Origin of the sequence: Microcella sp., assembly GCF_030645145.1 — a bacterium.
Classification (GTDB): Bacteria; Actinomycetota; Actinomycetes; order Actinomycetales; family Microbacteriaceae; genus Microcella.
The window spans coordinates 1-9120 of the sequence record NZ_JAUSMI010000160.1 but is presented as its reverse complement, the minus strand read 5'-3'; the positions used below and the strand labels follow the sequence as shown (position 1 = coordinate 9120).

Below are 9120 nucleotides of genomic sequence, written 5' to 3'. Positions count from 1 at the left end.
CGGCGTCAGGGCCGCATTACCGTGAGACACGAGAACCTCCTGGGCTCAGAGCGGTGACTTAGACAGCTCCACTCTGGCCCGGAGGTTCTCGCTCTGTCAGGGACGCCAGATCAAACAACGTCCCTGGGCACTACATCTAGTGCGACTTTATCTCGTGAACGGTGGGTAAACGAGGTGGTGAGAGCATTTCACCCTCGCTTTGGGGGTGTCCGCCTTTAGGGGGACAAAATGGGGGACTCGGTGCTGTCTTTGTCAGCAGCCGGGGCCGCGCGGATTCGAGACACAGTCTCGGTGGACGAGGGCGGCCTGGGCGCCGTCGGCGACGACGATCTCGATCGGGCTGGAGGGGATGGCGAGGGTTCCCGGGATGGGCGTGAAGTCGCCGGAGCCGCCGATCCGGTACTCGGCGGCGTAGTCGACGAGGAGCGTGACGGTGTAGGTGCCGGAAGCGGCGTAGGCGTGGCTCGTGGGGGTTGGGTCGAACTCGTCGAGGCCGAGGGAGGCCCAGGTCGCTCCGGGGGTCGAGGTGCTGAGTGGGGCGGATCCGTCGCCGTAGTCGAAGAGGTAGGCGACGGGGGTGAATCGCACTTCGGCGACGGTGCCGAAGAGCTCGCCGGTACGGACGCTGCTGCCGCCGGTCGCGAGGATGTTCGCGTCAAGCCCGCGGACGGCCCAGCCGCTCGGCTCGGAGCTCAGGGTCGCGAGCTCGGGGCGGAAGGAGGCGACGTCGCGGATCGTGATGCCGGGGGTGCCGGGTGCGGCGTCCGCGGGCGGGGGAGCGGCGGGGGCGCCGGGTCGGGCCGCGGTGCAGTCGGCCGCGATGTCGCCCTGAGCGACGCAGCGCTCGGCGGGGACGACCCACGGCGGGATGCCGGGCGGTGGGGTCCAGGCGACGGTCGCGGCGCTGCCGCTTGACTCCGAACTGCGCCCGTTGTCCTCACTCGAGCCCCCACGAGTGATCGTTCCCCCGATGCGAACTCCGCCCGACCCTTCCGAAGTCTCTGGTTCTGAATGAGACCAAAGATCATCGATAGGGCCAGGAGCAGGAATCGCGGACCCGGCGAGACTGCTTACGAGGGCCGCGATCGCTAGAACTCGCACGTCTCGCCCTCGGCCCAAATCTCAGATCGCGAGAGAAGAAGTCCGCCCGATTCGCCAGCCTCGAAGGTGTTTTCAACTGTGATCGTGGCTGCCCGGTTCGGGTCGGAAAGCGACGCTCCCGTCGCGTCGACGAGTTCGATGGAAGTGCCATCGAGACATGAGTACGTGACTACTTCGTCGTTGTTTGCGCCAGGTATGTATTGCTGGAGCTGAGTCTCAAGTACCTCGGGCTTACCTGCCTGCCGCAGCCCCTCGGTGGAATAGCGGTCAGCACGCGCCAAGTCAGTTTCAAGCACCTGACCGGTCGCAACGGCTTCGAGGCGGTCTGGGCTTCCTGCGTCCGCACCAAACACCGCGAACGCCTCCACGAGGTACTCCTCGAAAGCAGCCTCCGCGGCCGCGAGCGCTTCCTCGTCGCTCGCGAACAACGGCTCGGCCTCGGCCGAGGGCGGCGCGCTGGGCACTGCGGCCTCGGGCGAGCATCCGGTCAGGGCGAATGCGGATGCGGTGATCAGGAAGGCCAGGGGCAGTCGAGGCGACGTCACCCGCACAGGGTAGACAGAGCATTCGTCGCCTTCGGACGTTCTCCACACGGAGGAGGAGAGACCCGAGACCGCGCCATAAGGGGAGGAGCGGCATCGCGGTCAGAGCTCCCCGGAAACCCGCGTACCGTTAACCGTTGGGCCACGAGCCCGCAACGGAGTGAGGGAGCAGCAGTACATGGACGAGTGCATTCACGGTTTCGAGCCCGGCATGTGCGCGTCGTGCTTCCCTCCGCCCGAGCCGGAGAAGGTCGCCGTCCGTCGCGCGCCGAAGGCTCCGAAGACGAATCTGCGCACTCCCGCTCCCGGAACGACCGCTGCGAAGGCCCCTGAGCCGCGCGCGAGCAACCTCCCGAAGCGCATCTTCCACGTCACGCACGTGCGCAACCTGCCCGCGATCATCGCGAGCGGCGAGCTCAAGCCGAGCACCCTGAGCGCCGAGCAGGCCGAGGTCGTGCTCGCGAGCCCGATCACGCACGAGCTGCGGGCGACCGCGCAGGCGACGGCAGACGCATCCGTGCTCGAGTGCATCGCGTTCTCGCTCACGCCGCGCGCGACCTGGTGGTCGCTCGTGCAGGACGGCGCCGCTGGCCCCACCTGGAGCGACGACGCCCGCCGCGCCCTCGCCGTCGACTTCATCGTGCTCGGCGTCGACATCCCGGCCGTCGCCGACCGACTGATCGTCACCGACGGCGACGCGGCCGCCATGACGACCGCCGTCGGCAGCACCCCCGACGCGGCGAAGCGGATGCTCGCCCGCGCCGCCATGGACGAGGCCGTCATGCAGGCTGCCGAGGCCCTCGTTCCCGGTACGGTGCCGCTCGCGAGCGTCGCGCTCGTCGCCGTCGCGAACGACAAGCGCCGCGACGAGGTCAAGCGCGCGCTCGCCGACGCGGGGCTCAAGGCGAAGGTCGCGGTCTACCCGCCGTGGTTCGTGCCGACGCCGATCGCGTAGTCAGCAGCGCGAATTCGCCGACCTGCGCCGATCTGCTCCGGCGTGTCCCCCGCACGCGGGGTGTCGTTCTAGCCCCCTCGGGTGCACAATGACGAGAACGGTTCGTGTCCCCGCGCGTTCCGTCATACCCGAATACCCGCACCCAGTCCCGCGCGTGGCACCCGAACCACCCATCCTCGCGCTCGACGGACCCCCCGATGGGATGCATCATGACCGATATCGCCCCCGCGCGCTCGCGCTTCGACTACGCGGGCCTCGCCCGCCCGAACCTCCCCGCCGCCGGAGCCCCCGCCTCCGTGCCGCCTCTGATCAGCGTCGTCACCGCCGAGCCCCGGCCCGATGACGCCGAGCTGCTCCACAACTCCAACGGCCGCGCCGAGTGGATCGCCGCCGAGCTCGTGAAGGCCGGCGCCGTGTTCGACGGCAAGGTCCACGTGCCGCAGGCGAAGAAGCTCGCCAAGAAGGCCGGAGCCGTCGAGCCCATCACCCTCAGCGCCCTCAAGGCGATCGTCTCGATCACGCTGCGCGAGATGCCGCGCGTCGAGGCGCAGTGCTTCCCGCCGGAGGTCGTGCTCGCCGCGATCGAGGGCGGCCCGCACTCGGCGTCGCAGTTGCAGCTCGAGCAGGGCGCGCGCCTGATCACGCGTATGGTCTCGTACTACTGGTCGGCCGTCGCGAAGGCCTACCCCGAGGCGTGGGATGACCGGCACGGGTTCATCCTCTGGCAGAGCTTCGGCCTGACCGCCCTGAGCAAGTTCGGCGGCCGCATCATCCAGGAGCGCGTCGACGAGCGCGAAATCATGCAGCAGTACTTCGACACGGCCCTCGCCGCGGTCTCCGCGCGCATGCCGCTCGACGTCGCCGACTTCGAGGGCGTCAGCTCGCAGGCCGGAGCCAACCAGGTCTACTCGATGCTGCTCGAGGCGAACAGCGAGCACGGTGCGGCGTTCACCGAGCTCGTCGACTCGCTCGCGCAGACAATCGACTGGGGCAAGGCGGCCTCGGCGCCGTCGCCGCTGCCGTTCGGCTAGCCCTCACGCAGCTCGAGAGCCCGGCGGTGTCTATGCACCCGCCGGGCTCTCGTCTGCGCTCGGGACCCCTCACGGGCATCCGTTGCGGTGTTTTCGGTGTCTAGTCGTCGAGGACGAACGTGACCTCGAGCGTCACGTGCCACATGCGCACGGAGCCGTTGTCGATGTCGACCTTCTGCTCCTTGACCCAGGCTCCTTCGACGTTGCGCAGCGTGGCGCTCGAGCGCTCGATGCCGACGCGGATGGCGTCTTCGAAGCTCTTCTCGGATCGTGCGGTGATGGTGGTGACGCGGGCGACTGATGACATGGCGTTCCTCCTTCTTCGGTGAAGCGGGTGAAGGGGCCAGTCAAGGTGCGCGGCCGATGCGCCGCAAGGGGGTGCGCCGACTAGAAGGGAAGCGCTACTGTGCCCGACTGCACGAGGCTGCTGGTGATCACGGCGGTGGCGGCGATGAGGGCCGAACCGAGCATCCCGACGGCGATCGCGGCGGCGTAGCCGGCCCGCGCCGACGGCTGGCGGGCGGCGTGGGCGAGCTCGGCGGCGTCGACGCGGGTGACGAGGCGGTCGTCGATGCGCGGGGGAGCGAGGTCGACGAGCTCGGTGAAGGCCTCGGCGCTCTCGATCGCGGTCTCGATCTGATCGGGGCTCGCGGGCTGCTCGGGGCCGACGGGGGCGGTGCGGGCGGCGGGGCGGGTGAGGGGCATCCATGCGGCGCCATCCCACCAGCGCTCCTGACCGGGGACGGTGGGGTCGGCGAACCATCCCTCGCGCGGCTGGATGATCACGATGTCAGTCACGTGAGAATCGTCCGGGATGCCCCTGGCATTTCTCGGAGCGCCCCCCGAATGGGGGGTGTGAATCTGCGATCGCGGCTCGTGTTGCTAGTGGGTGGCCGGTTGCTCTTCAGCGCCGGGTGCGGATCGCCCCGACGACGATGCCGGCGAAGAAGAGGACGGCGCCGCTGACGGCGAGCAGAATCGCAGCGCTGCTGGGAAGCGCGAGCACGCCGACGAGTCCGTAGACGCCGACGATGACGGCAATGACCCCGGCGAAGACGAGCAGCAGCGAGAGCCCGCCGACGAGCCGGCGCGTCTTGCGGTCGCGCTTCGGCGCGGTGGCGACCGACAGCAGTGGCACGGAGGCGGGCGGCGTCGGGGGAGCGAGGTCGACGAGCTCGCTGTAGGCCTCGGCGCTGAGGATGGCGGCGTTGAGCTGGTCGGGGCTCGCGAGCGCGGACGGCTCGATGAGCTGCGACCTGGCGGACTCGCGGGTCTCGTTCGTCCAGGAGGTGCCGTCCCAGCGGCGCTCGTGGCCGGGGGAGGTCGGGTCGGGGAACCAGCCCTCGGCGGGCGGTGCCTGGCCGTAGTCAGCGGGGTTGAGGGTCATCTCGGGTTCCTCGGGGCTCGGGTGGGGGCGCGTGGGTGAGTCGCGCGGTGAGGTGAGTTCATTATGCGGCGCGAGGCGCGGTGTGGCGAGCGCTGGGGCGGGCGCTACGAGGCGAAGCTGTCGAAGCGCTCGGCGAGGAAGTCGCGATCGGGCCGATCGTCGCGTCGCGATGGCAGCTCGAGCGGCTTGCCGTTCATGGCTTGAAGGCCGTACTGCAGCATCGGCCCGTCGCGGTCGGCGAGCAGGCGCTCGTTGATGTGGACGACGTAGTCGGGGCTGACGCCGAGGAAGTTCTGGTCATAGGCGGCGTGATGGATCTTGCACATGGCCATGCCATTCGTGACGACGGGCAGCCCGCGCTCGTCCGTGTCGGCGATGATGTGCGCCGCGTCGAGGAGCTCGGCGTACTTCAGAGTGCAGACCGCGCACCGCTTGTCGTAGGCGCTCAGGACGCGAGCCCGGAACACGGGCTGGTGCACGCGCTGCTTCACGAGGCGCTCGACGTACCGCTTGTCGAGCGTGGTCGCAGCGGTAGCGCGCACCCCACTCTCGTCGAGGTCAATGACGAACTGGCGACGCTCTGGCAGCACGTCGATGACGCGGACCGGGAAGACCGGAACGTAGAGGTTCGGCAGCGGTTTCTCGAACAGAATGATCGGCACCTGCTGCTCGAGCGCGACGTGCAGCTTGCGGTTGTCGCCCGCGTTGAGGGGGCCTTGCCCCCACGAGTAATAGAGCAACCCGCTTGAGCGGTCGATGGCGTCGTCGTAGACGTTGTAGCGGCCCTTGTCGCCGGCTGAGACGATCGCCAGCGTGGAGTCGAACTCGGCCGGGTTCCGTATGCCCTTGTTGCGGTCGATGAGCGGGACCCGCGTGCCACCTCGCAACGTGAATGCCGTCAGCTCATCGCGGCTCGCAAACCCGCCGCGCGCGTCGATGAAGAGCTCGAGTTCAGCGAAGACCTCCAACCGCAGAAGTGCCTGTTCCTCGCTCGACAGCATCCGCACCCCTTTGCTCTATTTCACCGCAGCCTATTGGCGAGGGCAGACTTTGCCACCGATTCGGGGGTGTCGACCGTGCCCGGCATTCGACCTACGCTCAGATCTGATGGCACGGATGATTCCTCCGACGATCGGCGATGACGCCCCACCGGGGGAGCACGCCGTCTTCACGGCGCTCCGCGACGCGCCTCGCACCGACGACTGGGTCGTCTTTCACTCGCTCGAGATCGCGCGGCACGTCAGCCAAGTGCAGGGTGAAGCCGACTTCGTGGTGGTCGCGCCCGCGCACGGCGTGCTCGTCATCGAGGTGAAGTCGCACGAGAGCATCGAAGCCGACGGCGAAGGGCGCTGGCGTTACGGCAAACGCGACTGGGTCACCCGCAGCCCCTTCGAGCAGGCGTCGGGGGCGCAGCACTCGATCATCGAGTACCTCCAGTCAAGAGGAGCGGGCCCCGTCGGCTACCCGGTTTTTCATGCCGCGTGGCTCACGCAGCTGAGCAAGAACAAGTTCACGCCCAGCATCGGCTGGCACGACTGGCAATTGCTGGATGCAGCCGACCTCGCGAATGGCAACACTGCCGCCGCGGTGATCCGCACGTTGAACAAAGCGTCCGAGCACCTCGCCGTGACAATAAGCGGATTCCGCCGCGTCGCCTCCCAACCCGACTCCGAGCACACCGCCCGAATCGTTGACCTCTTCACCCCGCGCTTCGTCGCCGAGCTCAGCGCCAAAGAGCTGGCCCGCCGGCGCGAGACCGAGCAGGCCCAGTTCACCGACGAGCAGGTGAAGCTTCTCGACGTGGTGGGTACCAACCCGCGAATACTGGTCGAAGGGCCTGCCGGATCCGGGAAGACGTGGGTCGCAGCGGAGGCCGCGCGCCGAGCCTGCGTCGCCGGGAAGCGCACCCTTGTCGTCGTCTTCAACCGCCTCATCGAAGCCCGGCTCGCGGAGTTGTGCGGTCAGGGGGTGGAGGTGCGGCGCATCCACTCGCTGATGGCGCAGGTGGTCGACCGGCACGCGGGCAAGAACGAGGCGCGACGCAAACTCGAAAGGGGGCGTGTCGAGCCGGAGTGGTACGACCAGACCCTGCCCGAGCAGGCGCTCGAGGCGGCGTTCGAGCTGGGCCCGCAGTTCGACTACCTCGTCGTCGACGAGGCGCAAGATGTGGCGCTTGAGCAGTACCTCGACGTGCTCGACGCCCTGCTCGTGGGCGGGCTCGAGCGCGCGCCGGTCTTCATCACCGGAGACTTCGACCACCAAGTCATCTACCGCCGGCACGCAGAAGGCACCGATCCCGCACCGGATGCCCGTGCCACCGTGCTGCGGCGCATACCGGGCCTCATGACGCTCCGTCTCGACAAGAACGTGCGCACGACCCCCGAGGTGGCGCGCTTCGTAGCCGAGCTCATTGGAGAGCCGACACTCTATAGCGAGCACCGCCGCAGCGACGACGACCAGGTCTCGGTCGAGCGCCACACCTTCACCACCAGGGATGAGCAGCAGCGCCTGCTCGCCGATGCCGTCGAGCTCATCTTGTCGGAGCCGTTCACGGTGCGCGAGCTGGTGATTCTCTCGCCCTACGCCCGCGAGCGGTCGGCGACCGGCCAGGCTCTCGCCAACCCGGCGACGGATGCCCGCCTCACCTCACGCCTCGGCACCAGCATCGACGAAGCGACGCGCGTTCGTTGGGGGAGCATCCACGAGTTCAAGGGCCTCGAGGCGCCCGCGGTGATTCTGACCGACGTCGACCTGTCGAAGGAGTACCACCGCGACCTGCTCTATGTGGGGGCGACGCGCGCGACGGATCGGCTCGTGGTGCTGGAGCAGAAGCTTTAGGCCAACTGCTGCACCTCTTCGACCAATGCCTCGATTGCTTCAATCAAGTCGGGAACCGCAGCGGGAGCCGTGGCGGCATCAAAGCTGCGGGCGGAGATCTTTGAGTTCACTGCCCGGCCACCAGGAATTGCTTCGATCGCGGCGATGTAGCGTTCAGCGGCCTGCGCGACGCTCGGGGTCTTGGCCAGCGAGGTTCGATCGATGCCCACCGACAGATGCTTGAGGCCCTGCCAGCTGTCGACGACGCTCGAAAAGTAGGCCGTTGCGACGCTCGAAAATGAGGCCACCTGGTTGTCGTTTCGTTAGTCTGCCGGATCTTGGGTTCTGATGCTGGGGAGACTGTCGATTCCGCGTCCGCGGAGCCGGTAGCTGGCGCCCTTGAGGGTGAGGCCGTCGGCGTGGTGGACGCTGCGGTCGATCATCGCGGCAGCGACGGCTTGGTCGCCGAAGACGCCGCCCCAACCGGAGAACGGCAGGTTCGAGGTCAGGATCAGGGAGGCGTGTTCGTAGCGGCTCGAGACGAGTTGGAAGAACAGGTTCGCGGCGTCTTGCTCGATGGGGAGGTAGCCGACCTCGTCGACGATGATCAGCCCGTAACGCCGCAGTCGGGCGAGTTCTTTGGGCAGGTTCCCTTGCCGGTGGGCGTCGGTGAGGCGGGTGACCCAATCCGTTGCCGTTGCGAAGAGCACTCGGTGCCCGTGGCGGGCGGCGACGATCCCGAGCGCTGTCGCGAGGTGGGTCTTTCCCGTGCCGGGCGGGCCGAGCAGGACCACGTTCCGCGCCTCCAGCAGGAACCCTCCGGAAGCGAGTCCTGCGATCTGTTGCCGGGTCGCGGGTTGGGCGTCCCAGTCGAAGTCCTCCAGGGTTTTGCGTGCGGGGAACCCGGCGGCTTTGATCCGCAGTTCCGCGCCGGATGCGTTGCGGGCGCTCACTTCGCGTTCCAGGACGGCGGCGAGGTAGTCCTCGAACGACCAGCCTGCGTCCCTTGCTTGGTCAGCCATCCGGCTGGCGGCTTCGGTGATCCGGGGGGCCTTCAGCGCGCCGGCGAGATAGGTGATCTGCTTGACCGACTCGGTGCTCTTGCCGGCCATCACGCGACCCCCTCAATCCCGAACGCCCGGTCGTAGGGGACTGCTGAGGGTTCCGGTGACTCTTCTTCTTAGGCCGCGGACGCGGCCCTTGTGGTCATGATCGCCTCGAACTCCACCGGCGTCAAACGGCCTAGAACCCGCTGCCGTCGACGTCGATGGTAGGTCCGCTCGATCC

Annotated in this window: 11 protein-coding genes; 3 read left to right on the top strand and 8 right to left on the bottom strand. The window is 68.2% G+C overall.

What is annotated here, in order from left to right; all coding sequences use genetic code 11:
• Positions 1-252: 252 nt before the first annotated feature.
• A complete protein-coding gene (locus Q7T15_RS10880) occupies positions 253-1101 on the bottom strand; it encodes a hypothetical protein (protein WP_304696179.1) in 849 nt (282 codons plus the stop codon).
• Positions 1089-1646: a hypothetical protein gene (locus Q7T15_RS10875; protein WP_304696177.1), complete on the bottom strand. Its 558-nt coding sequence runs from the start codon at positions 1644-1646 to the stop codon at positions 1089-1091. The genes Q7T15_RS10880 and Q7T15_RS10875 overlap by 13 nt, the downstream gene beginning before the upstream one ends.
• A gap of 175 nt (positions 1647-1821) precedes the next feature.
• On the opposite strand from Q7T15_RS10875, the gene Q7T15_RS10870 reads away from it, so the two are divergent.
• Entirely contained in the window at positions 1822-2598 is a 777-nt protein-coding gene (locus tag Q7T15_RS10870) for a DarT ssDNA thymidine ADP-ribosyltransferase family protein (RefSeq protein ID WP_304696175.1), read from the top strand.
• 209 nt (positions 2599-2807) lie between these two features.
• Complete coding sequence (locus tag Q7T15_RS10865) at positions 2808-3629, top strand: hypothetical protein (protein ID WP_304696173.1); 822 nt, start codon at positions 2808-2810, stop codon at positions 3627-3629.
• Positions 3630-3729: 100 nt separating this feature from the next.
• Here the strand turns inward: Q7T15_RS10865 and Q7T15_RS10860 are convergent, their stop codons facing one another.
• From Q7T15_RS10860 to Q7T15_RS10845, 4 genes are all read right to left on the bottom strand, one after another.
• Entirely contained in the window at positions 3730-3936 is a 207-nt protein-coding gene (locus Q7T15_RS10860; protein ID WP_055898746.1) for a dodecin family protein, read from the bottom strand.
• Between the two features lie 80 nt (positions 3937-4016).
• On the bottom strand, positions 4017-4427 hold the full coding sequence (locus Q7T15_RS10855; RefSeq protein WP_304696170.1) for a DUF2510 domain-containing protein: 411 nt from the start codon (positions 4425-4427) through the stop codon (positions 4017-4019).
• Between the two features lie 106 nt (positions 4428-4533).
• Positions 4534-5016, bottom strand: coding sequence for a DUF2510 domain-containing protein (locus Q7T15_RS10850; protein WP_304696168.1), 483 nt, complete (start codon positions 5014-5016; stop codon positions 4534-4536).
• Between the two features lie 104 nt (positions 5017-5120).
• Positions 5121-6017: an HNH endonuclease gene (locus Q7T15_RS10845; protein WP_370689144.1), complete on the bottom strand. Its 897-nt coding sequence runs from the start codon at positions 6015-6017 to the stop codon at positions 5121-5123.
• 115 nt (positions 6018-6132) lie between these two features.
• On the opposite strand from Q7T15_RS10845, the gene Q7T15_RS10840 reads away from it, so the two are divergent.
• Entirely contained in the window at positions 6133-7854 is a 1722-nt protein-coding gene (locus tag Q7T15_RS10840) for a nuclease-related domain-containing DEAD/DEAH box helicase (protein WP_304696164.1), read from the top strand.
• Here the strand turns inward: Q7T15_RS10840 and Q7T15_RS10835 are convergent.
• Both Q7T15_RS10835 and istB read right to left on the bottom strand, forming a co-directional pair.
• Positions 7851-8141, bottom strand: a complete 291-nt coding sequence (locus Q7T15_RS10835; protein ID WP_304696162.1) for a hypothetical protein — start codon at positions 8139-8141, stop codon at positions 7851-7853. The two genes, Q7T15_RS10840 and Q7T15_RS10835, sit on opposite strands and share 4 nt — an antisense overlap.
• Before the next feature lie 15 nt (positions 8142-8156).
• Positions 8157-8945: an IS21-like element helper ATPase IstB gene (gene istB / locus Q7T15_RS10830; RefSeq protein WP_304696160.1), complete on the bottom strand. Its 789-nt coding sequence runs from the start codon at positions 8943-8945 to the stop codon at positions 8157-8159.
• Between the last annotated feature and the right edge of the window lie 175 nt (positions 8946-9120).

Excerpts from the sequence above, each read along its gene's own strand:
- Q7T15_RS10850 (WP_304696168.1), bottom strand. The coding sequence starts at position 5,016 with ATGACCCTCAACCCCGCTGACTACGGCCAGGCACCGCCCGCCGAGGGC.
- Q7T15_RS10865 (WP_304696173.1), top strand. The coding sequence starts at position 2,808 with ATGACCGATATCGCCCCCGCGCGCTCGCGCTTCGACTACGCGGGCCTC.
- Q7T15_RS10840 (WP_304696164.1), top strand. The coding sequence starts at position 6,133 with ATGATTCCTCCGACGATCGGCGATGACGCCCCACCGGGGGAGCACGCC.
- istB (WP_304696160.1), bottom strand. The coding sequence starts at position 8,945 with ATGGCCGGCAAGAGCACCGAGTCGGTCAAGCAGATCACCTATCTCGCC.
- Q7T15_RS10860 (WP_055898746.1), bottom strand. The coding sequence starts at position 3,936 with ATGTCATCAGTCGCCCGCGTCACCACCATCACCGCACGATCCGAGAAG.
- Q7T15_RS10870 (WP_304696175.1), top strand. The coding sequence starts at position 1,822 with ATGGACGAGTGCATTCACGGTTTCGAGCCCGGCATGTGCGCGTCGTGC.
- Q7T15_RS10845 (WP_370689144.1), bottom strand. The coding sequence starts at position 6,017 with ATGCTGTCGAGCGAGGAACAGGCACTTCTGCGGTTGGAGGTCTTCGCT.